Genomic DNA, 23,846 nt, shown 5'->3' with positions numbered 1-23,846 from the left:
CTGAAAGCACACGCGATGAGATTCGATCACGCCTTGGGGGTAGAGTGCCCGTCCTTGCTCGTTGTGTCAACATCTGCAATTCTGTGCTCATGGATCACATGAGCGCGGTTGGGCCGGTAGAGACGATCGGCGAGCGGACGAAGCGGCTACGACGCCGAAAGGACTGGACTGCCGCAGAACTCGGCAGTCGCATGTCTGAGCTGGGCGTGCCTTGGGACCGGTCGATCGTGGCCAATCTGGAGAACGGCCGGCGAAAGTCGGTGTCGGTTGCCGAGCTCCTGGGGCTGGCGCTTGCCCTAGACGTGGCTCCGATTCACCTGATGGTCCCGCCGGAAGGCGGCAGGTATCGGCCTGTCCCGCGGGAGGAGTACGACGCTCAGACGGTGCGCGCATGGCTCCGAGGCGAGCAGCCCCTACCGGGTACCGATTCGCGCACCTACCGCACGGAAGCGCCGGAAGAGGAATGGTCGGATGTGGATCTCCCCGAGTCCGCTCAGGATGAAAATGAGGTGAGCAGGCACCTGCTCGCGGGGGTGACTGCCGCCCGTCGCGCCGGCCTGGCTGAAGACCAGGTCATTGAGTGGATTCGCAATGTCTGGCACCTGTCGGACACGCTAGAGAAGGGGCCTGATGGCCAGCATTAAGAAGCGGCCGAACGGCAAGTACCGCGCCCGGTATCGGGACCTGACCGGCCGGGAGCATGCGCGGCACTTCGACTACAAGCACCAGGCGCAGCGCTGGCTCGACGAGGAGACGGCGAGCCTGGTCACGGGGAACTACGTCGACCCGAAGGCTCGGAAGGTCACGGTCGACGAGTGGTGCGACAAGTGGATCGCCGGCTACGCCACGAACCGGCCGTCGACCGTGCGGCAGGCGAAAGTGCACCTGGCCCGAATCCGGAAGGAGTTCGGGCCTTTGCCGTTGTCGTCGATCAAGCCGAGCGCGGTGAAGTCGTGGCTCGCGCGGCTGCAGAAGGAGGGGCGCCAGCCGTCCTATGTGTTCGCCCTGCACAACCGTCTGTCGCAGATCATGACGGATGCCGTGCATGACGGGCTCGTGACGTCGAACCCGTGCTCGCGCCGGACGTCTCCCGGGGGTGGCAAGCCGCGGCCCTACGTGGCGACCACGGATCAGGTGTGGCAGCTGTACGAGGCGTTCGAGGAGCGGTACCGCCTGGCCGTGCTGCTCGGCGCCTACGCGGGTCTGCGGGTGGGGGAGGTGTGCGGGCTGCGGCGGAGCGACGTGGCGTTCGAGGAGCGGGAGATCCGGCCGGCGGTGCAGTACCCGGCGGTGCCGCTGAAGACGGAGATGAGCCGGGAGGCCATCCCGATCCCCGACGAGCTGGTCGGCATGCTGCCGAAGCCGGTGGAGGGGGAGCCGGCGACGGTGTTCGCCCATGACGACAGCAGCCAGGTGAGCACGTGGGCGATCGAGCGGCAGATACGAGCGGTCCGCGGCAAGGTACCCGGCCTGCCGGAGGGCTTCCGCTTCCACGATCTTCGGCACTACTACGCCTCGCTCCTCATCAGCGAGGGCGCCGACGTGAAGGTGGTGCAGCACCGGCTGCGGCACTCGTCGGCCAAGACGACGCTCGACACATACGGTCACCTCTGGCCCGACTCAGACGAGTCGACCAGGGCCGCCGTGGGGGCCGTCATGAAGGGCAAGATCAAAAAGATTGCGGACCCCTCGCGGACTGGCGAGGGGTCCGCAGAGCGAACCAGCAGCTCAGAGAGCTAGCGATCTTTACAGATCAAAGTACAGCTCGAACTCGTGCGGGTGCGGGCGCAGCTGGATCGGGGCGATCTCGTTGGTGCGCTTGTAGTCGATCCACGTCTCGATCAGGTCGGACGTGAAGACACCACCGGCCTGGAGGTACTCGTTGTCCTCCTCCAGCGCGTCGAGCACGGCCGGCAGGGAGGTCGGGACCTGCGGGACGCCCGCGTGCTCCTCGGGGGCCAGCTCGTAGAGGTCCTTGTCGATCGGCTCGGCCGGCTCGATCTTGTTCTTGACGCCGTCGAGGCCCGCGAGGAGCAGCGCCGAGAAGGCGAGGTACGGGTTCGAGGACGGGTCCGGGGCGCGGAACTCGACGCGCTTGGCCTTCGGGTTCGAGCCCGTGATCGGGATACGCATCGCGGCGGACCGGTTGCGCTGCGAGTAGACCAGGTTGACCGGGGCCTCGAAGCCGGGCACCAGGCGGTGGTAGGAGTTCACCGTCGGGTTGGTGAAGGCCAGCAGCGACGGGGCGTGCTTGAGGATGCCGCCGATGTAGTAGCGGGCGGTGTCCGACAGGCCGGCGTAGCCCTGCTCGTCGTAGAAGAGCGGCGAGCCGCCCTGCCACAGCGACTGGTGGACGTGCATGCCGGAGCCGTTGTCACCGAAGATCGGCTTGGGCATGAAGGTCGCGGTCTTGCCGTTGCGCCAGGCGACGTTCTTCACGATGTACTTGAAGAGCATCAGGTCGTCGGCCGCGGCGAGCAGCGTGTTGAACTTGTAGTTGATCTCCGCCTGGCCGGCGGTGCCGACCTCGTGGTGCTGGCGCTCGACCTGGAGGCCGACCCGCTCCAGCTCCAGGGAGATCTCCGACCGCAGGTCGGCGAAGTGGTCGACCGGCGGGGCCGGGAAGTAGCCGCCCTTGTAGCGGACCTTGTAGCCGCGGTTGTCCTCGACCTTGCCGGTGTTCCAGGCGCCGGCCTCGGAGTCGATGTGGTAGAAGCCCTCGTTCGCGGAGGTGTTGAAGCGCACCGAGTCGAAGACGTAGAACTCCGCCTCCGGGCCGAAGTACGCGGTGTCCGCGATGCCGGTGGAGGCGAGGTAGGCCTCGGCCTTCTTGGCGATGTTGCGCGGGTCGCGGCTGTACTGCTCGCCCGTGATCGGGTCGTGGATGAAGAAGTTGATGTTCAGCGTCTTGTCACGGCGGAACGGGTCCACACGGGCCGTCGAGAGGTCGGCGCGCAGGGCCATGTCGGACTCGTGGATCGCCTGGAAGCCGCGGATCGACGAGCCGTCGAAGGCCAGCTCCTCGGCCGGGTCGAACGCCGTGGCCGGAATCGTGAAGTGCTGCATCACGCCGGGAAGGTCGCAGAAGCGGACGTCGATCATCTTGACGTCGTTGTCCGCGATGTACTTCTTGACGTCGTCGGCGTTCTGGAACATCCAACTCCTCCTACTCCCACCCGGGGGAGGGCGGGGTTGCAGCTCGGTCGTGCGGCCAGTGCGGTGGCACACGCTCGCTTCGACACTAGGGACGCGTGATTTCTCGAGCGTGACTCATTTGTTTCGACCAAGTTAACCGGACCGCCCGCCGCCGCGCCCCCGGCGGACCCGGGTCGAAGTGATCGAAAGCGGGCACAGTACGGTGGACGGGTGGACAACAGGCAAGCAATCGGATCGTGGCTCTCCGGGCCGCGCGCGGCCGCCGAGGAGATGGGCGCCGACTTCGGCCACCGGGGCGAACGGCTCGGCCTGCCCGAGGAGGGCCCCGGTTCCATGGCCCCGCTCGGCCGCCGGTTCGGCGCCCTGTTCATCGACTGGACGCTGTGCATGGTGATCGCATACGGCCTGATCGCACGCGGTGACCAGGCCGTGGCGGGCAACTGGGCGGTGGCCCTGCTCTTCGTCATCAGCGTGCTCACCGTGGGCACCGTCGGCAGCACCCCGGGCAAGCGCCTGCTGGGCCTGCGGGTGATCTCCGTGGACGGCGAGCGGCTGGGCTTCGGACGGGTGATCGTCCGCAGCGTGCTGCTGTGCCTCGCGCTCCCCGCGCTGATCTGGGACCGCGACGGCCGCGGGCTGCACGACCGGCTCTCCCGCGCCGTCCAGGTCCGCGTCTGACCCGGCCGCGGCCGGTCGTACACGACCGAGTCGTACGGGACCGAGTCGTACGGGAACACGTCGTACGCGACGAGGAGGGGCGCCCCCGCCGTCACCGGCCGGGGCGCCCCTCCTCGTACCCGCACAGGCGCACACGCGCGTACGCGTGATCAGCGCATCTTGCCGCCGCGCGGCATCCGCATGCCCTTGGGCATCGGGCCCTTCGGCAGCGGCATGTTGCTCATCAGGTCGCCCATCGCCCGCAGCCGGTCGTTGGTCGTGGTCACCTGCGGACCCGAGAGCACCCGCGGCAGCTTCAGCATGGTCGTACGGACCTTCTTCAGCGGCACCTGGCCCTCGCCGTTGCCGACGATGATGTCGTGCACCGGGACGTCCACGACGATGCGGGCCATCTTCCGCTTCTCGGCGGCCAGCAGCGTCTTCAGCCGGTTCGGGTTGCCCTCGGCCACCAGCACGATGCCGGCCTTGCCGACGGCGCGGTGCACCACGTCCTGGTTGCGGTTCATCGCCACCGCGGGGGTGGTGGTCCAGCCCCGGCCCACGTTCTGGAGGACGGCGGCGGCCGCCCCGGGCTGGCCCTCCATCTGCCCGAAGGCCGCCCGCTCGGCGCGGCGCCCGAAGACGATCGCCATCGCGAGGAAGGCCAGCAGGAAGCCCAGGATGCCCAGGTAAACGGGGAACCCGATGAGGAAGCCGATCGCGAGGAGGACGCCGAAGACGGCGAGTCCCACGCCCGCGACGACAAGACCGACCTTCGGATCGGCCTTTCGGGTCATCTTGTACGTCAGAGCGATCTGCTTCAGTCGCCCGGGGTTCGCAGCGGTGTCACCGCTGTCTGATTTTGCCTTCCTCGCCATGCTGTGAAGTTTACGTGGCCCGCGAAGCGCGGTCCGCCACGGCCTCCAGTACGTGCTGCGCCTCCACCCGGTCCCGGGCCCGGCGCCGGTCCTCCAGCACGGACGTCCAGGCGTTGCGCCGGGCGGTGCGCTGGCCACCGCTGAGGAGCAGCGCCTCCATGACGCGCAGGGCGTCGGTGACGCGGGGGAAGGCGTGGGCCCGGACGTCGTCCGGGCCGGAGACCGGGCGCGTACGGTGCGCCGGGGATGCCTCGCGGACCTGCGGGGTCGCGGCGTGCATATCGGGGTCCTCCCTGGGAGCGGGTTCAGCGGGAGTGGGGGCGTGCGCGGCGCGCCGCGCAGGGCGGGTGTGCGCGGTGCGTACAAGCATCGTCACTGATCGGTGTTACCAGGGCGTGTCCGACCGGTCAAACGCCGGTGAAGCCCCGGCGGGCCGCCCGCGACGCACCACGGCCCGGACACGGCCCCTCACCTGGGGTCATGCCCGGGCCGCGAGAAACGGTCCGAGGAGCTTGTGCGGCGATTCACACGGTACGGAGGCGGTGCCGGGGCCCGGGCGGGGCGCCCGCTCGGCTGCGCCGCCTTGCCGGTCGCGCTCCGCCTCGCTTCCGCTCCGGCCGCGTGCCCGCCCTCGTTCCTCGGGCGGACCCCCGACCTCCCCCAAGCTCTCGGCTTCGCTCGAGCAGGGGGGACCCCCATCTGCAGCTCGGCTGCGCCGCCTTGCCGGTCGCGCTCCGCCTCGCTTCCGCTCCGGCCGCGTGCCCGCCCTCGTTCCTCGGGCGGACCCGCAACCTACGCTGCAGCTCGGCTTCGCCGCTCCATGGCCTGCTGGAAGAGGCGGCCCGCACGGTAGGAGGAGCGGACCAGGGGGCCGGACATCACGCCGGAGTAGCCGATCTCGTCGGCCTCCTCCTTCAGCTCCACGAACTCCTGGGGCTTCACCCAGCGCTCCACCGGGTGGTGGCGCACCGAGGGGCGCAGGTACTGGGTGATGGTGATCAGCTCGCAGCCCGCGTCGTACAGGTGCTGCAGCGCCTCGCTGACCTCCTCGCGGGTCTCGCCCATGCCGAGGATCAGGTTCGACTTGGTCACCAGGCCGGCCTCGCGGGCCTTGGTGATGACCTCCAGCGACCGCTCGTAGCGGAAACCGGGCCGGATGCGCTTGAAGATCCGGGGCACCGTCTCGACGTTGTGCGCCAGCACCTCGGGGCGCGAGGAGAAGACCTCGGCGAGCTGCTCGGGCACCGCGTTGAAGTCGGGGATCAGCAGCTCGACCTTGGTGTGGCCGCCCTCCCGCTCCGCGGTCATGGCGTGGATCTGGCGCACGGTCTCCGCGTACAGCCAGGCGCCGCCGTCCTCCAGGTCGTCGCGCGCGACGCCGGTGATGGTGGCGTAGTTCAGGTCCATCGCGACGACCGACTCGCCCACGCGGCGCGGCTCGTCGCGGTCCAGCGCCTGCGGCTTGCCGGTGTCGATCTGGCAGAAGTCGCAGCGCCGGGTGCACTGGTCACCGCCGATGAGGAAGGTCGCCTCGCGGTCCTCCCAGCACTCGAAGATGTTGGGACAGCCCGCCTCCTGGCAGACCGTGTGCAGGCCCTCGCTCTTCACGAGCTTCTGGAGCTGGTTGTACTCGGGGCCCATCTTCGCCCGGGTCTTGATCCACTCGGGCTTGCGCTCGATGGGGGTCTGGCTGTTCCGGACCTCCAGGCGCAGCATCTTGCGTCCGTCGGGTGCGACTGCGGACACGGCTGGCTCCTACGGCTTCGATTCCTCGGCGAACACCAGGGTACGCCCGATAAAAGTGCGGCCTTCTCGGCGACTGTCGTAACGCCTGGCCAACCTCTGGCCAAACACGTGCATTCCCGGGCGTCAGGCGGTCGGTACGGCCGGGACGGCGGGGGCGGCCTCCCCGGCCGCCGGGGCCGCCGCGGCCGGCTCGGGCTCGATGTCGCGGGGCCTGAGCTCCGCGTTCTCCAGCACGTCCCGCAGGTGCCGCTCGACCACCGGCACCACCTCGGCGATGGTCACCTCGTGGCCCAGCTCCGCCGAGAGCGAGGTCACTCCCGCGTCCCGGATGCCGCACGGGACGATCCGGTCGAACCAGGTGTTGTCCGGGTTCACGTTCAGCGAGAAGCCGTGCATGGTGACGCCCTTGGCCACCCGGATGCCGATGGCCGCCAGCTTGCGGTCCTCGCGGCGCTGGCCGGCGTTGGACGGGGCGTACTCGGGGCCGTTCAGCCGGGCGTCGAACTCGTCGTCGTGCAGGCGCGGGTCGAAGTCCAGCGACAGCCCGCCCAGGGACGGCCGCTGCTCCACCGGGTCGCCCAGCACCCACACGCCGCTGCGGCCCTCGATGCGCGTGGTCTCCAGGCCGAAGTGCGCGGCCGTGCGGATCAGCGCCTCCTCCAGCCGCCGTACGTGCGCGACGACGTCCACCGGGCGCGGCAGCTTCATGATCGGGTAGCCCACGAGCTGGCCGGGGCCGTGCCAGGTGATCTTGCCGCCGCGGTCCACGTCGATCACCGGCGTCCCGTCCAGGGGGCGCTCGCTGTCCTCCGTGCGCCGCCCGGCCGTGTACACCGGCGGGTGCTCCAGCAGCAGGCAGGTGTCCGGGATCTCGTCGGCGAACCGGGCGGCGTGGACCTCGCGCTGCCGGTCCCACGCCCGCTGGTACTCGACCGCCTCGGCGCCGAAGCCCACATGGACGAATCGCAGCTCACTCACGGCAACGCCTCCCTCGAACCTTGCACCGTGCACTCATCGCGCCCCGTGCCACTGTACGGCGGCGCCCGTCCGCCCGGTCGGGCAGGTGCGTACCGGCCGGTTCACTCCCGGGGACGCCCCCGGTGGGCGTTCCGTCCTGCCCGTCAGCCGTGCCCCCAATCCTCACACGATCGGATGAATGTGGGGCGAAGGTGGCGGTACGGGCGTCGAGGGCGGCTAAATTCGCGCCGTTCCAAGGGGGTCCGCACCCCGGCCCGGAAGGCAAGGCAGGAGACCGCACAGCTGATGACGGATCGCCCCCCGCAGCGCACCCCCAACCGCCAGCTCGCCGCCCTCATCGCCGAAGCGGGGTTCTCCAACGCGGGCCTGGCCAGACGCGTCGACCAGCTCGGCCTCGAACACGGCCTCGACCTGCGGTACGACAAGACGTCGGTGACCCGCTGGCTGCGCGGCCAGCAGCCGCGCGGCACCACCCCGGCGCTGATCGCCGAGGTCTTCACCCGCCGGCTCGGCCGGCGGCTGTCCGCCCAGGACCTCGGCCTCGACGCGTGCGCGCCGGTGTACGCCGGGCTCGAATTCGCCGCGACACCCGAGGAGGCCGTCGACATCGTCAGCGGCCTCTGGCGCAAGGACTCCGGCAGCCACGCCGAACTCCGCAAGATCGCCTTCACCCCGGCGGGGCTGGTCGTCCCCAGCCGCGACTGGCTGATCGGCCGCGCCGACGAGCGGGTGGGCCGGGGCGACCCGGCGCACCCGGCCGAGCCCCGCGTCCCCGCCCAGGGCCGCGCCCCCGCACCCGCCGCGCCCGGCCCCGCCGTACCCCGCCAGCGCTCCACCGACCGCGGCCCCGGCCAGCGCGTCACCGGCGGGGACATCGCCGCCCTCCGCTCCGTGGGCGAACTGTTCCGCACCCTCGACCACGCCTACGGCGGCGGACACGCCCGCCAGGCCCTCGTCCGCTACCTGGAGCACGAGGCCGAGCCGATGCTGCGCGGCGTGTACGGGGAGACCGTCGGGCGCCGGCTGTTCGGCGCCGCCGCCGACCTGACCCGGCTCGCCGGCTGGACCTCGTACGACATCGCCGCCCACGGCCTGGCCCAGCGGTACTTCGTCCAGGCGCTGCGCCTCGCCCAGGCGGCGGGCGACCGCGCCTACGGGTCGTACGTCCTGATCACCATGAGCCGCCAGGCCGTCTACCTCGGCCACGGCCGCGAGGCCGTCCAGCTGGCACGCGTCGCCCAGCAGGGCGTCGGCTCCTCGGCGCCACCCGTCGTCCAGGCCATGCTGCACGCCGTGGAGGCGCGCGGCCACGCCGTCCTCGGCGAGGTGCGGGCCTCCACCGCCTCCCTGGTCCGGGCGGAGCGGGCGCTCGACGCGGCCCGCCCCGGCGACGACGTGCCGCACTGGGCGCGCTCCTTCGACGAGGCGCAGCTCGCCGACGACTTCGGGCACTGCCACCGCGACCTCCACCAGTACCGGGCCGCCGTGCAGCACGCGGAACGCGCCCTCCACCTGCGCGCTCCCGCCTACGCCCGCAGCCGCCTCTTCTGCCGGGTCGTCCTCGCCAGCGCCCGCCTGGGCCTCGGCGAACTCGACCAGGCGTGCGCCCTCGGCGCCGAGGCGGCCCAGCAGGCGTCCGAGATGCGCTCGGCCCGCGCGGTCGAGTACGTCCGCGACTTCGAGCGTCGACTGGAGCCCTACCGGGACGCGACCGCCGTACGCAACTATCGGGACCGGGTCGGCGCCATCGGCGCCGTCGGCGGAGCCCGCTAGGCGCGGCGGCCCGCGGCGGCACCGGGCGGTGGGACGGCACCTAGGCGGCGGCCCGGAGCGGCACCCCCTCGTACTCGTACGGGCCGGGCAGCGGGACCCCCAGGTCGCGCAGCACCGCGTCGGCGGCCCGGCGGCCCGAGCGGTACGCGCCGCGCGGGGTGCTGGTGTCGCGGTGGTCGCCGCACACGTACAGACCGCCCAGCAGCCGCACCGGGCGCAGCGGGTCGTGCGGCGGCGGCATCGCCGGTACGGCCTCCGGGTCGTGGTGGACGTCCAGCAGCTCCCAGCCGGCCGTGCTCGTCCCGTACACCGCCGCGAGCTGCCGCCGCACCCGCTGGTCCAGCCGGTCCGGCGGAGCGCCCAGCACCGTCGAGGTGACCAGCGCACGGCCGTGCGGCGCCCGCGACGGGTCGACCTCGCTCATCACGGCCGTGTGCGACACCGGGCCGGTGCGGTCGGCGTCCAGGACGAGCGACGCCTCCGGCAGCGGCGGGGCGGGCGCGGCGTGGTGGACCACCGTGACCGGGTGGAAGCCCGGCACCCGCAGCCCCGGCAGCAGCTCGGCCGCCGCGCGGGCCCCGGTCGCCACGATCAGGCAGCGGCAGGTCAGCTCGCCGTGCTCGGCCGTCACGACCCGGTTGATGGACGCGTCCTTCACCTGGACGCCGGTCACCACCGTGCCGGACGGCAGGTTCGCCGCCAGGCGCCGCGGCAGGGTGGCGGCGCCGCCCGCCGGGACGCACAGCCGGCCGCGCGCGTAGTCCCGCAGCACCAGGTCGGCGCAGCGCGACGAGGTCGTCAGCTCCGGGTCGCACAGCAGCGCCGACAGCAGCGGGCGGACGAAGCCGTGCACGGTCCGCGCCGGCAGGCCGCGGCCGGCGAGCGCCTCGAGCACCGGGCGCTCCGGGCGGGCGTCCAGCCGGGCGTCGCCGGTGGCGGCCAGCCGGGCCAGCGCGGCACCCAGCCGGGCCTGGTCCAGCGGGCGCGGCGTGCCCGCCAGGGCCCGCGCCCGGGCCCACCGGGCGCTCCGGCCGACCTCCCCGGTGCGGTGCAGCCGGCCCTCGCCGTGCACCAGCACACCGGGCTGGAACAGCCGCAGGTCTGTGTCGCGCGGAACGGGGTACGAGGTGGTGAACAACTGCCCCGTCCGGTCGAGCCGGTATCCGTCGATGTGCTCGGTGGCCATGCGGCCCCCGATGCGGGAAGCGGCTTCCAGGACGGTGACGGTCACTCCCGCCCTGGTCAGCCGATGAGCCGCGGTGAGTCCGGCCATGCCGGCTCCTACGATGACGACGTCCGCGTGGCGTGCGGGCTCAAGCACGTGTCCCTCCCCGGGGTGGCGGTTCGGTGCGTGGGGGGCTCATGCCCTTAACAGGGCGCGGGAATACCCGAGTTCGAGCACCGAGCGTATGAGCGGGCGGTGGTACCGGTCACATGCGCGCGGAGGGGGTCACCGAAGCAACAGGGGTCGCACACGGCCGCCCGGCTCCCGGGGCGGTCGCCCGGCGGAGGGTCAGGCCGCGGCGGCGATCGCCGTGTCGATCGTGGGGAACGCGAAGCGGAACCCGGAGTCCAGCAGCCGGGCCGGCAGCACCCGCTGGCTGCCCAGCACGTCCTCGGCGAAGTCGCCCAGCGCGACCCGCAGCGCCGCGGCGGGGACCGGCAGCAGCGCCGGCCGCCGCAGCACCCGGCCCATCGCGGCGGTGACCTCCCGGTTGGTGACCGGCTCCGGGGCGGTCAGGTTCACCGGGCCGGACAGCGCCTCGGTGTCCAGGATGTGCCGCAGCGCGGCCACCTCGTCGTGCAGCGCGATGAAGCTCCAGTACTGGCCGCCGTTCCCCAGCCGCCCGCCCAGCCCCGCGCGGAACAGCGGGAACAGCCGCCCCCACGCGCCGCCCTCGCGCGCCACCACCAGCCCGGTGCGGGCGTACGCGACCCGGATGCCCGCCTCCTCCGCCGGCCCGGCCGCGGCCTCCCACTCCACGCACACCGACGGCAGGAAACCGTCCCCCGCCGGAGCGGTCTCGTCCACCGCGCGCGACCCGGTGTCGCCGTAGTAGCCGAGCGCCGACCCGCACAGCAGGACCTTCGGCGGGACGTCCAGCGAGGCGACCGCCTCCGCGATCGCGGCCGTGCCGAGCACCCGGCTGTCCCGGATCTCCTTCTTGTACGCCTCGGTCCAGCGGCGCTCGCCCACACCCGCGCCCGCGAGGTGGACGACCGCGTCGCAGCCGGCCAGCCCGGCGGTGTCGACGTGGCGGCGGCGGGGGTCCCACTCCACCTCGTCGCCCGCCCGCGCCGGCCGCCGCACCAGCCGGACCACCTCGTGGCCGTCGGCGCGCAGCGAGCGGACCAGGGCCGCGCCGATGAGCCCGGTGGACCCCGTGACCGCGATACGAGCGATACCGATACGTGTCATGGGCCCATCCTGCACCGTGGCACAGTGGCGGACATGACGACCCCGCAGATACGCCCGGCGCGCGCCGAGGACGGCGACGCCCTGGCCCGGCTCGACCGCGACACCTGGTCGCCGCTGCACGCCGTGCAGCCCCCGCCGCGGCCCCCCTACGACCCGTTCTTCGACTCCGGCCACCGTCCGGAGGACTACCTGGTGGCGGAGGCGGACGGGCAGCCGGCCGGCTACATCCGCCTGGTGCCGCCCACCCGCCTCGCCTGCAACGCGCACGTACGGCAGATCCAGGGCCTCGCCGTGGCCGAGTGGGCACGCGGCCGGGGCCTGGCGAGGGCCCTGCTGCGCACGGCGTGCGACGAGGCCCGGCGGCAGGGCGCCACCCGGATCACGCTGCGGGTCCTCGGCCACAACAAGCCGGCCCGCACCCTGTACGCGTCGGAGGGCTTCGCCGTCGAGGGTGTCCTGCCCGGTGAGTTCTTCCTCGACGGGCGGTACGTCGACGACGTCCTCATGGGCCGGGCGCTGGCCTGATCACACCCCCGGGATCACACCTCGCGGATGACACCCGGGGATCACACCCCGAAGCGGTCCCACAGCCGGGGGAAGCGCTCCTCCAGCGCGGCGTCGTCGTCGAAGTCGAACGGGGTGCCCTCCGGCTCCGCGGCCTGCGGCGCGATGCCCAGGTCGGGCGCGACGGCCCCGGTGAGCTGCTCGTACGCCTCGTCCGCCGCGTACCCCAGCTCCTCGCCGTCCCCGTCGATCTCCTCGTCGAAGTCGTCCAGCAGCTCCGCCAGGGCGTCCGGCTCGTGCACCGCGCCCTCGAACACCTCCCGGCCCTGGCCGATGAGCCAGCAGCGGAAGTAGTCGAAGGCGTCGTCGCTCGCGCCACCCAGCAGCACGGCCGCCGCACCCCACAGGTCCCAGGTGTACGCGCGGTTGTAGCGGGCCTCGAAGTGCCGTGCGAAGTCGAGCACGGAGTCCGGGTCGAGCCGGAGGAGCCGCTCCACGAGCAGCTCGGCGTGGTCCTCCGGGTCGCCCTCGGCGGCCTCGCGGGTGGTGTCGATGATCTCCCAGAACTCCGTCTCGTCCATCACGGGACCAGCATCCTGGGTCGAGGGAAACCGTGCACGCGGAGCGGCCAAAATGAAACCGGACAGAGGATGTCGGGTTTGCCGGGCATGGTGACCGTATGACGAACGACACCCCGCACCAGACCCCTCTCGCCGGAACGATCGCCCTCGTCGCGGGCGCCACCCGGGGCGCCGGCCGCGCCATCGCCGTCCAGCTCGGCGCCGCCGGAGCCACCGTGTACGTCACCGGCCGCACCACCCGCGCCCGGGTCAGCGAGGTCGGCCGGCCCGGCGAGACCGTCGAGGAGACCGCCGAGCTGGTGACCGCGGCGGGCGGCGAGGGCATCGCCGTACCCACCGACCACCTGGTGCCCGACGAGGTGCGCGCCCTCACCGGGCGGATCGACCGGGAGCACGGACGACTCGACGTCCTCGTCAACAGCCTGTGGGGCGGCGACCACCTCATCCCCTGGGGCAAGAAGATGTGGGACACCGACCTCGACCAGGGCCTGCGGATGCTGGACCTGGGCATCCGCAGCCACGCCATCACCAGCTCCTGCGCCCTGCCGCTGCTCGTCCGCCGGCCCGGCGGGCTGGTGGTCGAGATGACGGACGGCACCGCCGAGTACAACACCCGCTTCCGGGAGAACTTCTACTTCGACCTCGCCAAGTACGCCCCGCTGCGGATGGCGTTCGCCCTCGGCGAGGACCTCAAGGAGGTGGGCTGCACCGCCGTGGCGCTCAGCCCCGGCTACCTCCGCTCCGAGATGATGCTGGACATCTACGGCGTCACCGAGGAGAACTGGCGCGACGCCCTGGCCCGCGAACCGCACTTCGCCATCGCCGAGTCGCCCGCCTACGTCGGCCGCGCGGTCGCCGCGCTCGCCGCCGACCCGGACCGGGCCCGCTGGAACGGCGCCTCGCTCTCCAGCGGGCAGCTCGCCAAGGAGTACGGCTTCACCGACACCGACGGGTCCCGGCCGGACGGCTGGGCGTACTTCATCGAGGTCGTCCACGGCGGCAAGGACGCCACCGCCGACGACTACCGGTAGGAACGGCCACCTACGGGGACGGCTCCTGGTAGAGCAGCGCCAGCCGGGCCGCCGCGTCCGCGAACAGCGCCCGCAGCGAGCCCGGCTCCAGCACCTCCGCCTCCGGTCCCAGCCGCAGCAGCTGGCTGTGGGCGACCTCGTCGGACTCCACCGGCAGCCGCACCGTCACCCACCCCTCCGCGTCGGGCGGGCCGGCCGCCGCCAGGGCCTCCCGGGCGGCGGCACCGTCCGTCACGTGCGGCAGGGCCCGCGCGCCCGCCCCGGACAGCCGTACCACCACCTCCGTACGCAGCAGGGAGCGGGCGAACTCGGCCGCCCGCTCCTCCCAGAACGCCGGCAGGTCGAAGTCCTCGTCCCGGACGAACCGCTCCTCGCCGGGCGCGACGGCGGTGAAACGATCCACCCGGTAGACCCGGAACGACGTTCCGGAGCGGGCGCACAGGTACCAGACACCGGCCTTCAGCACGAGCCCGTACGGCGCCAGCAGCCGCTCCACCTCCCCGTCCCGCCGCCGGTAGCGCGCCGAGACCGTCCGGTCGTCCCACACCGCCTCCGCCAGCGCCGGCAGTAGCGGGGGCGTCCGCGGCTCCTGGTACCAGCCGGGGGCGTCCAGGTGGAACCGCTGCGCGGCCGACGACGGCGCGTCCCGCAGCGACGGCACCAGCGCCGCCGAGACCTTCAGCCGGGCCGCCGACGCCGCGTCGTCCAGCCCCATCTCGCGCAGAGCGCCCGGCACACCCGACAGGAACAGCGCCTCCGCCTCGCTGCGCGCCAGCCCCGTCAGCCGCGTCCGGTACCCGCCGATCAGCCGGTAGCCGCCCGCCCGGCCGCGGTCCGCGTACACCGGCACCCCGGCCTCGGACAGCGCCAGCGCGTCACGGGTGATCGTGCGCTCGGACACCTCCAGCTCGGCGGCCAGCTCGGCGGCCGTCATGGACGGGCGGGACTGGAGCAGGAGCACCATCTTGATCAGGCGGGCGGCACGCATGGCCCCATCATGCAAGAAGGCCCCCGCCGGAGCGGGGGCCTTCCCGGGACCGTTCCTACAGGCCGTAGCGCTCGCGGGCGTCCTTCACCAGGGAGGCGGGGACCTCACCGCGCTTGGCGAGCTGCGCCAGCGCGGCGACCACGATCGACTCGGCGTCCACGCCGAAGTGGCGGCGGGCCGCCTCGCGGGTGTCGGACAGGCCGAAGCCGTCCGCGCCGAGCGAGCTGTAGTCCTGCTCGACCCACTGCGCGATCTGGTCCGGCACCTGGCGCATGTAGTCGGTGACCGCCAGCACCGGGCCCTGCGCGTCGGCCAGGGCCTGGCGCACGTACGGCACCCGCTCCTCGCCGCGCAGCAGCGCCGCGTCCGCCTCCAGCGCGTCGCGCCGCAGCTCCGACCACGAGGTCGCGGACCACACGTCGGCGGTCACGCCCCAGTCGGCGGCCAGCATGTCCTGCGCCTTCAGCGCCCAGTGGATCGCCGTGCCGGAGGACAGCAGCTGCAGGCGCGGGGCGTCCGCCGCCGGGGCGGTGCCCTCCTTGAACCGGTACAGGCCCTTGACGATGCCCTCGTCCACGCCCTCGGGCTTGGCCGGCTGCGGCATCGGCTCGTTGTAGACGGTCAGGTAGTAGAAGACGTTCGGGTCCTCGCCCGGCGCGGCCTCGCCGTACATCCGGCGCAGACCGTCCTTGACGATCACCGCGACCTCGTAGGCGAAGGCCGGGTCGTAGGTGAGCGCCGCCGGGTTGGTCGCCGCGATGACGGGGGAGTGGCCGTCCGCGTGCTGGAGGCCCTCACCGGTCAGCGTGGTGCGGCCGGCGGTGGCGCCGACGAGGAAGCCGCGGCCGAGCTGGTCGCCGAGCTGCCACATCTGGTCGGCGGTCCGCTGCCAGCCGAACATCGAGTAGAAGATGTAGAACGGGATCATCTGCTCGCCGTGCGTGGAGTACGCGGTCGACGCGGCGATGAAGTCGGCCATCGAGCCGGCCTCGGTGATGCCCTCGTTGAGGATCTGGCCGTCCTTGGCCTCGCGGTAGTACATCAGCTGGTCGCGGTCGACCGGCTCGTACGTCTGGCCCTTGGGCGAGTAGATGCCGAGCGACGGGAACAGCGACTCCATGCCGAAGGTGCGGGCCTCGTCGGGGACGATCGGCACCCACCGCTTGCCGGTCTGCTTGTCGCGGATCAGGTCCTTCATCAGCCGGACGAATGCCATGGTGGTGGCCACCGACTGCTGGCCGGAGCCCTTGTCGAAGGCGGCGAACGTCTTGTCGGCCGGGGCCGGCAGCGGCGCCAGGGCGTGCGTGCGGCGCGCCGGGGCGGGGCCGCCGAGGGCCGCGCGGCGCTCCTGGAGGTAGCGGACCTCGGGGGAGTCGGCGCCGGGGTGGCCGTAGGGCACCTGGCCGTCGGTGAAGTCGCTGTCGGAGATCGGCAGGCCCAGCAGGTCCCGCATGTCCTTGAACTCCTCCACCGAGAGCTTCTTCATCTGGTGGTTGGCGTTCTTCGACTCGAAGCCCTTGCCGAGGGTGAAGCCCTTCACCGTCTGGGCGAGGATCACGGTCGGCGCGCCCTTGTGCGACAGGGCGGCCTTGTACGCGGCGAAGACCTTGCGGGGCTCGTGACCGCCGCGCGAGTACTGGAAGCACTCGATGATCTTGTCGTCGGAGAGCAGCCGGCCCATCTCGGCGAGGGCGGGGTCCTTGCCGAAGAAGTCCTCGCGGATGTAGGCGGCGTCGCGGGTCTGGTACGTCTGGATCTGCGCGTCCGGCACCTCGCGCAGCCGGCGTACCAGCGCGCCCGTGGTGTCGAGCTGGAACAGCTCGTCCCAGGCGGTGCCCCACAGCGACTTCACGACGTTCCAGCCGGCGCCGCGGAACTGGGCCTCCAGCTCCTGCACGATCTTGAAGTTGGCGCGGACGGGGCCGTCGAGGCGCTGGAGGTTGCAGTTGATGACGAAGGTGAGGTTGTCCAGCTCCTCGCGGGCGGCGAGCGCGAGGGCCGCCGTCGACTCGGGCTCGTCCATCTCGCCGTCGCCGAGGAACGCCCACACGTGGGAGTTCGAGACGTCCTTGATGTTGCGGTTGGTCAGGTAGCGGTTGAACCGGGCCTGGTAGATCGCCGACAGCGGGCCGAGGCCCATGGAGACGGTGGGGAACTCCCACAGCCAGGGCAGCCGGCGCGGGTGCGGGTAGGACGGCAGGCCGTTGCCGCCGGCCTCCTGGCGGAAGTTGTCCAGGTGCTGCTCGGACAGCCGGCCGTCGAGGAAGGCGCGGGCGTAGATGCCGGGGGAGGCGTGGCCCTGGATGTAGAGCTGGTCGCCGGAGCCGTCCCGCTCCTTGCCCCGGAAGAAGTGGTTGAAGCCGGTCTCGTAGAGCCAGGCGGCGGAGGCGAAGGTGGCGATGTGGCCGCCGACGCCGTACTTGGAGCCGCGGGAGACCATGGCGGCGGCGTTCCAGCGATTCCAGGCGGTGATCTTCGCTTCCATCTCCTCGTCGCCGTCGAAGCCGTAACCGGCCTCGGCGGCGGTGGGGATGGTGTTGACGTAGTCGGTTTCGAGCAGCTTGGGCAGCGCGAGACCGGCGCCCTCGGCGCGCTCCAGGGTGCGTCGCATCAGGTACGCGGCGCGGTGCGGCCCGGCGGCCTCGGCGACGGCGTCGAGGGACGCCTGCCACTCGGCGGTCTCCTCGGGGTCGCGGTCCGGCAGCTGGTCGAGCTCGCTCGGCTGGATGCGGGTGGGGTCGGTCATAGTCGCCGCCTTCCGGAGTCGAAGGGGTGTGGAGCCCTTGGTCTTGGCAGGACAGGGCGAGGTGGACCTCTGTTGAAGTCCGCGGACGACTGTACGACCGTGATCGATGATCGATCAAAGTGTTGAGCGGAAAATCTTTCTCCGGACGGCAAAGTCGGCATGCGGTGCCACGATTTTGGGCACCCGGTGCCTTGTTTTCGCAGGAAAATGCCAGTGGGACCGCGCGTATGAGCGGGCGGCGGGCCGGATGAGCACCCCCTGAGAGGTCGTTTCCGGCCCGCTGATCCGACCCCCGCCCGGTGGGTCCCCGCCCGGTGCGTTTGCTCCGGCCGGGGCCGGGGCGTCAGGCGCGCGGGGCGCAGCCCAGGACGTGCTCCTTCACCAGGACGCCGATCCGGGGGTCGCGGCGGCGGAACGCCTGCACCAGCTCCTCGTGCTCCTCCGCGTACGACTTCTGCACCGTGCCCAGCCAGCGGATCGACAGCGCCGTGAAGACCTCGATGCCCAGGCCCTCCCAGGTGTGCAGCAGCACGCTGTTGTGCGCGGCCCGCACCAGCTCCCGGTGGAACGCCACCGTGTGCCGCACCTGGGCCGTGCCGTCCGCGCGCGCGTCGGCCTCGTACAGGGCCGCCACGTGCGGTTCCAGCGCCGAGCAGTCCTCGCCCAGCCGCCCGGCCGCCAGCTCGGCGGCGATCTGCTCCAGACCGGCCCGCACCGGGTAGCTCTCCTCCAGGTCGGCCGCGGTCAGATTCCGCACCCGTACGCCCTTGTTGGGAGCCGACTCGATCAGCCGCAGGCTCTCCAGCTCGCGCAGCGCCTCCCGTACGGGCGTCTGGCTGACCGCCAGCTCCGTGGCGATGCGCCGCTCGACGATCCGCTCGCCCGGCTTCCAGCGGCCGCTGACGATGCCCTCCACGATGTGCTCGCGGATCTGCTCGCGCAGCGAGTGGACGACGGGCGGGGTCATGGGGGCTCCTTCGCTGCTGCGGCGGTCGCTGGCCATTATTCCCGCCCGGTAACCTCGTGGCGCCGCTCGCGCGGGAGACACCCGTCACGCCGGGGCGGACGTGAACACGACAGCGGCGCCCCCGGTCCGGGAAGTCCCGGACCGGGGGCGCCGTGGTGTCACACCGGCGGGGGCGTACTACAGGCCGAGGTCGACCTCGAACTCGCCCGCCTCCAGGATCGCCTTGACGGCCGTCAGGTAGCGGGCCGCGTCGGCACCGTCCACCAGGCGGTGGTCGTAGGACAGCGACAGGTACGTCATGTCCCGCACCGCGATGGTCTCGCCCAGGTCCGGGTGGTTGATGACCACCGGACGCTTGACGGTGGCACCGATGCCCAGGATGGCGACCTGGTTCGGCGGCACGATGACCGTGTCGAACAGCGCACCGCGCGAGCCGGTGTTGCTGATCGTGAAGGTCGCGCCGGACAGCTCGTCCGGGGTGATCTTGTTGCCGCGGACCTTGCCGGCCAGCTCGGCGGTGGCCTTGGAGATGCCGGCGATGTTCAGGTCGCCCGCGTTCTTGATGACCGGGGTCATCAGGCCCTTCTCGGAGTCCACGGCGATGCCGATGTTCTCCGAGTCGAAGTACGTGATCGTGCCCTCGTCCTCGTTGATCCGGGCGTTGATGACCGGGTGGGCCTTCAGCGCCTGGGCCGCCGCCTTCACGAAGAACGGCATCGGGGAGAGCTTGACGCCCTCGCGGGCGGCGAACGCGTCCTTCGCCCGGGCGCGCAGCTTCATCAGCTTGGTGATGTCGACCTCGACGACCGAGGTCAGCTGGGCCTGCGAGTGCAGGGCCTTCATCATGTTGTCGCCGATGACCTTGCGCATCCGGGTCATCTTGACCGTCTGACCGCGCAGCGGGGACGCCTCCAGCGCCGGGGCCTTGGCGGCCGGGGCGGCGGCAGCGGCCGGAGCCGGAGCGGCCGCGGCCGACTTCGCGGCCTCGGCGGCGGCGACGACGTCCTGCTTGCGGATACGGCCGCCGACGCCGGTGCCCTTGACGGACGACAGGTCGACACCGTTCTCGGACGCCAGCTTGCGGACCAGCGGCGTCACGTAGGCGCCGTCCTCCGCGGGCTGGGCGGCGGCACGGGCCGGAGCGGCGGCCGGGGCGGGCTGCGCCGGAGCCGGGGCGGGCGCCGGAGCGGCCGGCTGGGCCGGGGCCGGGGCCTCCTGCTTCGGAGCCTCCTGCTTGGGAGCCTCCTCCTGCTTCGGCGCCTCCTGGGCGGGGGCCTCCTGCTTGGGGGCCTCCTCCTGCTTCGGCGCCTCCTGCTTCGGGGCTTCCTGCTTCGGGGCCGCGCCGGGCGCGCCGATGACGGCCAGCTTGGCGCCGACCTCGGCGGTCTCGTCCTCGCCGACCACGATCTCCAGCAGCACACCGGCGGCCGGAGCGGGGATCTCGGTGTCGACCTTGTCCGTCGACACCTCCAGCAGCGGCTCGTCCTCCGCGACCTCCTCGCCGACCTCCTTCAGCCAGCGGGTGACGGTGCCCTCGGTGACCGACTCGCCCAGCGCGGGCAGGACGACGTCGGTGCCCTCGGCCGAACCGCCACCGGCGGAGGCGTCGGCGGTCGGGGCGGGCGCCGGGGCCTCGGCCTCGGTGGACGGGGCGGCCTGCGGGGCCTCCTGGGCCGGGGCCTCATGCGCCGGGGCCTCGGCGGCCTCGGCGGCCGGGGCCTGCTCGGCGGCGGGGGCGCCCGAGCCGTCGTCGATGACGGCCAGCTCGGCGCCGACCTCGACGGTCTCGTCCTCGGCGACCTTGATCGACGACAGCACGCCCGAGGCGGGGGCCGGGATCTCGGTGTCGACCTTGTCCGTCGACACCTCCAGCAGCGGCTCGTCGGCCTCGACGCGCTCGCCCTCGGCCTTCAGCCAGCGGGTGACAGTGCCCTCGGTGACGCTCTCGCCGAGCGCCGGCAGGGTTACGGAAACCGACATGGTTTCGGTTGCTCCTAACGAATTGCGGAAAGTGGTCGTCGCGCCCGGGACGGAAGGCGTCAGTCGTGGGAGTGGAGGGGCTTGCCGGCCAGCGCCAGGTGCGCCTCGCCGAGCGCCTCGTTCTGCGTCGGGTGGGCGTGGATCAGCTGCGCGACCTCGGCCGGCAGCGCCTCCCAGTTGTAGATCAGCTGCGCCTCGCCGACCTGCTCGCCCATGCGGTCACCGACCATGTGGACGCCGACCACGGCACCGTCCTTGACCTGGACGAGCTTGATCTCGCCCGCGGTCTTCAGGATCTTGCTCTTGCCGTTGCCCGCGAGGTTGTACTTCAGGGCGACGACCTTGTCCGCGCCGTAGATCTCCTTGGCCTTGGCCTCGGTGATGCCGACGGAGGCGACCTCGGGGTGGCAGTACGTCACCCGGGGCACACCGTCGTAGTCGATCGGAACGGTCTTCAGACCGGCCAGACGCTCCGCCACCAGGATGCCCTCGGCGAAGCCGACGTGCGCGAGCTGCAGCGTCGGGACCAGGTCACCGACGGCCGAGATCGTCGGCACGTTCGTCCGCATGTACTCGTCGACCAGGACGTAGCCGCGGTCCATCGCGACACCCTGCTCCTCGTACCCCAGACCGGCGGAGACCGGGCCGCGGCCGATCGCGACCAGCAGCACCTCGGCCTCGAAGGTCTTGCCGTCGGCCAGGGTGACCTTGACGCCGTTGTCGGTGTACTCGGCGCCCTGGAAGAACGTGCCGAGGTTGAACTTGATGCCCCGCTTGCGGAACGCGCGCTCCAGGAGCTTCGAGCTGTTCTCGTCCTCGACCGGGACGAGGTGCTTCAGGCCCTCGATCACCGTCACGTCGGTGCCGAAGGACTTCCACGCGGAGGCGAACTCGACGCCGATGACACCGCCGCCGAGGATGATCGCCGACTCCGGCACCCGGTCCAGCGTCAGCGCGTGGTCCGAGGAGATGATGCGGTTGCCGTCGATCTCCAGGCCGGGCAGGGACTTCGGCACGGAACCGGTGGCGAGGAGGACGTGGCGGCCCTCGACCCGCCGGCCGTTCACGTCCACGGAGGTGGGGGAGGACAGCCGGCCCTCACCCTCGATGTAGGTCACCTTGCGGGAGGCGACGAGACCCTGCAGGCCCTTGTAGAGCCCGGAGATCACGTCGTCCTTGTACTTGTGGACGGCCTTGATGTCGATGCCCTCGAAGGAGGCGAGCACACCGAACTGGTCGGCCTCACGGGCCTGGTCCGCGATCTCACCGGCGTGGAGCAGGGCCTTGGTGGGAATGCAGCCGTTGTGCAGGCAGGTGCCGCCGAGCTTGTTCTTCTCGATCAGTGCGACGTCCAGGCCCAGCTGCGCACCCCGCAGGGCCGCGGCGTAACCGCCACTGCCACCGCCGAGGATCACTAGGTCGAAAACGGTGCTGGCGTCGTTCGCCACGTCACGTCCTCCATGCATGTGCGCCGGTCGCCGGTCGACGACGACCGGGCGGCGGCTGGTGTTCGGCCGCTTTTTCTTCGGCCCTGTGGTGGGGGCCCTGTCCTGCCGAGAACCCATCTTCGCACTTGTTGCGGTGAGGCGGGACGCGGGGCTGTGTGTTTGAGGGCTCGGTTCGCCTCCGGGGCGCCGAAGACGGCGTCGACGGTCGATCGTGCTCGACCCCCTCTTTGGAGGCTCGGTTCGCCTCCGGGGCGCCTTAGACGGTGTCGACGGTCGATCGTGCTCGACCCCCTCGTTCCTCGGGGGCCTCCGCGCGTTCTCCCTTTCGACACCGCCGCGCCCCTTCGGCTCACTCGCCGTCACGCGCCGGGGGTGACCCGGGGCTGCCGGGGGTGACCCCGGTCACTCCGGTACGGCCGCGGCCCCGGACCGGGGTCCGGGGCCGTGACCGTGCCGTTACGGGGTGTCAGCCCAGGTCGCCGGCGGCGGTGCGCTCCGCGAGCCTGACCAGGGTGCGGACCGCCGAGCCGGTGCCGCCCTTCGGGGTGTAGCCGAAGGGGCCGCCCTCGTTGTAGGCGGGGCCGGCGATGTCGAGGTGCGCCCAGGTGATGCCCTCGCCGACGAACTCCTTCAGGAACAGGCCGGCCACCAGGCCGCCGCCCATGCGCTCGCCCATGTTGGCGATGTCGGCGGTGGGGGAGTCCATGCCCTTGCGCAGGTCGGCCGGGAGCGGCATCGGCCAGGACTGCTCGCCGACCTCCTCGGCGATCTCGTGGATCGCGGTGCGGAAGGCGTCGTCGTTGGCCATGATCCCGAAGGTGCGGTTGCCCAGGGCGAGGACCATCGCGCCGGTGAGCGTGGCGACGTCCACGATGGCGTCCGGGTTCTCCTCGGACGCCTTGGTGAGGGCGTCGGCCAGGACCAGGCGGCCCTCGGCGTCGGTGTTCAGCACCTCGACGGTCTTGCCGCTGTACATGCGCAGCACGTCGCCGGGGCGGACGGCGGAACCGGACGGCATGTTCTCGGCGAGCGCCAGCCAGCCGGTGACGTTCACCGGCAGCTTCAGGCGGGCGGCCGTGACGACGGCGGCGAACACCGCGGCGGCGCCGCTCATGTCGCACTTCATCGTCTCGTTGTGGCCGGCCGGCTTCAGGGAGATGCCGCCCGAGTCGTAGGTGATGCCCTTGCCGACCAGGGCGAGGGTCTTCTCCGCCTTCGGGTGCGTGTACGCGAGGCGCACCAGGCGCGGGGTGTGCTCCGAGCCCTGGCCGACGCCGAGGAGGCCGCCGTAGCCGCCCTTGACGAGCGCCTTGTCGTCGAGGACCTGCACCTTGATGCCGTGCTCCTTGCCGGCCGCGGTGGCGATCGCGGCGAAGGACTCGGGGTAGAGGTCGTTCGGCGGGGTGTTGATCAGGTCGCGGGCGCGGTTGATCTCCTCCGCGAGCGCGGTCGCGCGCTCGGCGGCGGCCTTGTACGCCTTGTCGCGCGGCTTGCCGCCCAACAGCGTCGCCTCGCCGAGCGGGCCCTTGGCGTCCTTGCCCTGCTCGCGGTACGCGGTGAAGGCGTACGCGCCGAGCAGCGCGCCCTCCGCGATCGCCTCGGTGTCCTCGGCCGCCTCGACCGGCAGGGCGAACGCGGCCTTCTTGGTGCCGCTGAGCGCGCGGGCGGCGCAGCCGGCGGCCCGGCGCAGCGCCTCGGCGTCGTACGCCTCGTCCTTCTCGGGGGCCGGGCCGAGGCCCACCGCCAGCACGACCGGGGCCTTCAGGCCGGACGGCGAGGGCACCTTGGTCACCTCGCCCTCGGAGCCCGAGGCGCCGAGGGTCTCCAGGACGGTGGCGAGCTTCCCGTCGAACGCCTTGTCCACGGCCTCGGCGCCGGGCGCGACGACGAGTCCCTTGCCGCCCCCGGGGCTCTTGGCGACGCCGACGACGAGGACATCGGCGCGCAGTGTCGCCGCGCCGGCGGTGCTGAGAGTGAGAGCAGTCACGGTGGTG

The 23,846-nt window shown here is 72.2% G+C and carries 20 protein-coding genes; 6 read left to right on the top strand and 14 right to left on the bottom strand.

The genetic code is table 11. From position 1 onward, the window contains the following. Window positions 1-89: 89 nt before the first annotated feature. The gene (locus ACF08D_RS07325; RefSeq protein ID WP_392221575.1) at window positions 90-644 is read left to right on the top strand and encodes a hypothetical protein; all 555 of its coding nucleotides are present in this window, start codon (window positions 90-92) and stop codon (window positions 642-644) included. After that, on the top strand, window positions 631-1,740 hold the full coding sequence (gene xerC / locus ACF08D_RS07320; protein WP_392221574.1) for a tyrosine recombinase XerC: 1,110 nt from the start codon (window positions 631-633) through the stop codon (window positions 1,738-1,740). The genes ACF08D_RS07325 and xerC overlap by 14 nt, the downstream gene beginning before the upstream one ends. A gap of 6 nt (window positions 1,741-1,746) precedes the next feature. On the opposite strand, the gene glnA is transcribed toward xerC, so the two are convergent. After that, window positions 1,747-3,156: a type I glutamate--ammonia ligase gene (glnA, locus tag ACF08D_RS07315; protein WP_392221573.1), complete on the bottom strand. Its 1,410-nt coding sequence runs from the start codon at window positions 3,154-3,156 to the stop codon at window positions 1,747-1,749. A gap of 210 nt (window positions 3,157-3,366) precedes the next feature. On the opposite strand from glnA, the gene ACF08D_RS07310 reads away from it, so the two are divergent. Further along, window positions 3,367-3,834, top strand: a complete 468-nt coding sequence (locus tag ACF08D_RS07310) for an RDD family protein (protein WP_392221572.1) — start codon at window positions 3,367-3,369, stop codon at window positions 3,832-3,834. A gap of 149 nt (window positions 3,835-3,983) precedes the next feature. Here the strand turns inward: ACF08D_RS07310 and ACF08D_RS07305 are convergent, their stop codons facing one another. The 4 genes from ACF08D_RS07305 to lipB form a co-directional block, all read right to left on the bottom strand. After that, window positions 3,984-4,691 (bottom strand): DUF4191 domain-containing protein, encoded by a 708-nt coding sequence (locus ACF08D_RS07305; RefSeq protein ID WP_392221571.1) that lies wholly within the window; start codon window positions 4,689-4,691, stop codon window positions 3,984-3,986. A gap of 10 nt (window positions 4,692-4,701) precedes the next feature. After that, window positions 4,702-4,971: a hypothetical protein gene (locus tag ACF08D_RS07300; RefSeq protein WP_392222371.1), complete on the bottom strand. Its 270-nt coding sequence runs from the start codon at window positions 4,969-4,971 to the stop codon at window positions 4,702-4,704. A 512-nt stretch (window positions 4,972-5,483) separates the two neighbouring features. Continuing rightward, on the bottom strand, window positions 5,484-6,437 hold the full coding sequence (lipA, locus tag ACF08D_RS07295) for a lipoyl synthase (RefSeq protein WP_392221570.1): 954 nt from the start codon (window positions 6,435-6,437) through the stop codon (window positions 5,484-5,486). Window positions 6,438-6,560: 123 nt separating this feature from the next. Beyond that, window positions 6,561-7,415 (bottom strand): lipoyl(octanoyl) transferase LipB, encoded by an 855-nt coding sequence (gene lipB, locus ACF08D_RS07290; RefSeq protein WP_392221569.1) that lies wholly within the window; start codon window positions 7,413-7,415, stop codon window positions 6,561-6,563. A 285-nt stretch (window positions 7,416-7,700) separates the two neighbouring features. On the opposite strand from lipB, the gene ACF08D_RS07285 reads away from it, so the two are divergent. After that, the gene (locus ACF08D_RS07285) at window positions 7,701-9,188 is read left to right on the top strand and encodes a regulator (protein ID WP_392221568.1); all 1,488 of its coding nucleotides are present in this window, start codon (window positions 7,701-7,703) and stop codon (window positions 9,186-9,188) included. A gap of 40 nt (window positions 9,189-9,228) precedes the next feature. On the opposite strand, the gene ACF08D_RS07280 is transcribed toward ACF08D_RS07285, so the two are convergent. Together ACF08D_RS07280 and ACF08D_RS07275 are read right to left on the bottom strand one after the other, a co-directional pair. Beyond that, window positions 9,229-10,509 (bottom strand): NAD(P)/FAD-dependent oxidoreductase, encoded by a 1,281-nt coding sequence (locus ACF08D_RS07280; protein WP_392221567.1) that lies wholly within the window; start codon window positions 10,507-10,509, stop codon window positions 9,229-9,231. Window positions 10,510-10,701: 192 nt separating this feature from the next. Further along, entirely contained in the window at window positions 10,702-11,598 is an 897-nt protein-coding gene (locus ACF08D_RS07275; RefSeq protein WP_392222332.1) for a TIGR01777 family oxidoreductase, read from the bottom strand. Between the two features lie 42 nt (window positions 11,599-11,640). On the opposite strand from ACF08D_RS07275, the gene ACF08D_RS07270 reads away from it, so the two are divergent. Then, window positions 11,641-12,132: a GNAT family N-acetyltransferase gene (locus ACF08D_RS07270; protein WP_392221566.1), complete on the top strand. Its 492-nt coding sequence runs from the start codon at window positions 11,641-11,643 to the stop codon at window positions 12,130-12,132. Window positions 12,133-12,173: 41 nt separating this feature from the next. Here ACF08D_RS07270 and ACF08D_RS07265 read toward each other — a convergent pair whose 3' ends face one another. Continuing rightward, window positions 12,174-12,692, bottom strand: coding sequence for a DUF4240 domain-containing protein (locus ACF08D_RS07265; protein ID WP_392222331.1), 519 nt, complete (start codon window positions 12,690-12,692; stop codon window positions 12,174-12,176). Window positions 12,693-12,790: 98 nt separating this feature from the next. On the opposite strand from ACF08D_RS07265, the gene ACF08D_RS07260 reads away from it, so the two are divergent. Continuing rightward, window positions 12,791-13,723 (top strand): SDR family oxidoreductase, encoded by a 933-nt coding sequence (locus ACF08D_RS07260; protein WP_392221565.1) that lies wholly within the window; start codon window positions 12,791-12,793, stop codon window positions 13,721-13,723. A 10-nt stretch (window positions 13,724-13,733) separates the two neighbouring features. Here the strand turns inward: ACF08D_RS07260 and ACF08D_RS07255 are convergent, their stop codons facing one another. The 6 genes from ACF08D_RS07255 to ACF08D_RS07230 form a co-directional block, all read right to left on the bottom strand. Next, on the bottom strand, window positions 13,734-14,711 hold the full coding sequence (locus ACF08D_RS07255) for a helix-turn-helix transcriptional regulator (protein ID WP_392221564.1): 978 nt from the start codon (window positions 14,709-14,711) through the stop codon (window positions 13,734-13,736). Between the two features lie 55 nt (window positions 14,712-14,766). After that, the gene (aceE, locus tag ACF08D_RS07250) at window positions 14,767-17,457 is read right to left on the bottom strand and encodes a pyruvate dehydrogenase (acetyl-transferring), homodimeric type (protein WP_392221563.1); all 2,691 of its coding nucleotides are present in this window, start codon (window positions 17,455-17,457) and stop codon (window positions 14,767-14,769) included. Between the two features lie 343 nt (window positions 17,458-17,800). Beyond that, window positions 17,801-18,424, bottom strand: a complete 624-nt coding sequence (locus ACF08D_RS07245) for a GntR family transcriptional regulator (protein WP_392221562.1) — start codon at window positions 18,422-18,424, stop codon at window positions 17,801-17,803. A gap of 177 nt (window positions 18,425-18,601) precedes the next feature. Then, complete coding sequence (sucB, locus tag ACF08D_RS07240; protein WP_392221561.1) at window positions 18,602-20,404, bottom strand: 2-oxoglutarate dehydrogenase, E2 component, dihydrolipoamide succinyltransferase; 1,803 nt, start codon at window positions 20,402-20,404, stop codon at window positions 18,602-18,604. Window positions 20,405-20,463: 59 nt separating this feature from the next. Further along, on the bottom strand, window positions 20,464-21,852 hold the full coding sequence (lpdA, locus tag ACF08D_RS07235; RefSeq protein ID WP_392221560.1) for a dihydrolipoyl dehydrogenase: 1,389 nt from the start codon (window positions 21,850-21,852) through the stop codon (window positions 20,464-20,466). Window positions 21,853-22,318: 466 nt separating this feature from the next. After that, complete coding sequence (locus ACF08D_RS07230; protein WP_392221559.1) at window positions 22,319-23,839, bottom strand: leucyl aminopeptidase; 1,521 nt, start codon at window positions 23,837-23,839, stop codon at window positions 22,319-22,321. Window positions 23,840-23,846 lie beyond the last annotated feature (7 nt).

Source organism: Streptomyces sp. NPDC015131 (assembly GCF_043079975.1).
Lineage (GTDB): Bacteria > Actinomycetota > Actinomycetes > Streptomycetales > Streptomycetaceae > Streptomyces.
Note: the sequence above shows the minus strand (reverse complement) of the source record. Positions and strands in the feature narration are given on the sequence as shown.

Coding starts and splice junctions, on each gene's coding strand:
- ACF08D_RS07285 (WP_392221568.1), top strand. CDS start 7,701: ATGACGGATCGCCCCCCGCAGCGCACCCCCAACCGCCAGCTCGCCGCC.
- ACF08D_RS07265 (WP_392222331.1), bottom strand. CDS start 12,692: ATGGACGAGACGGAGTTCTGGGAGATCATCGACACCACCCGCGAGGCC.
- ACF08D_RS07300 (WP_392222371.1), bottom strand. CDS start 4,971: ATGCACGCCGCGACCCCGCAGGTCCGCGAGGCATCCCCGGCGCACCGT.
- aceE (WP_392221563.1), bottom strand. CDS start 17,457: ATGACCGACCCCACCCGCATCCAGCCGAGCGAGCTCGACCAGCTGCCG.
- xerC (WP_392221574.1), top strand. CDS start 631: ATGGCCAGCATTAAGAAGCGGCCGAACGGCAAGTACCGCGCCCGGTAT.
- ACF08D_RS07305 (WP_392221571.1), bottom strand. CDS start 4,691: ATGGCGAGGAAGGCAAAATCAGACAGCGGTGACACCGCTGCGAACCCC.
- glnA (WP_392221573.1), bottom strand. CDS start 3,156: ATGTTCCAGAACGCCGACGACGTCAAGAAGTACATCGCGGACAACGAC.
- ACF08D_RS07325 (WP_392221575.1), top strand. CDS start 90: ATGGATCACATGAGCGCGGTTGGGCCGGTAGAGACGATCGGCGAGCGG.
- sucB (WP_392221561.1), bottom strand. CDS start 20,404: ATGTCGGTTTCCGTAACCCTGCCGGCGCTCGGCGAGAGCGTCACCGAG.
- ACF08D_RS07255 (WP_392221564.1), bottom strand. CDS start 14,711: ATGCGTGCCGCCCGCCTGATCAAGATGGTGCTCCTGCTCCAGTCCCGC.
- ACF08D_RS07260 (WP_392221565.1), top strand. CDS start 12,791: ATGACGAACGACACCCCGCACCAGACCCCTCTCGCCGGAACGATCGCC.
- ACF08D_RS07270 (WP_392221566.1), top strand. CDS start 11,641: ATGACGACCCCGCAGATACGCCCGGCGCGCGCCGAGGACGGCGACGCC.
- ACF08D_RS07245 (WP_392221562.1), bottom strand. CDS start 18,424: ATGACCCCGCCCGTCGTCCACTCGCTGCGCGAGCAGATCCGCGAGCAC.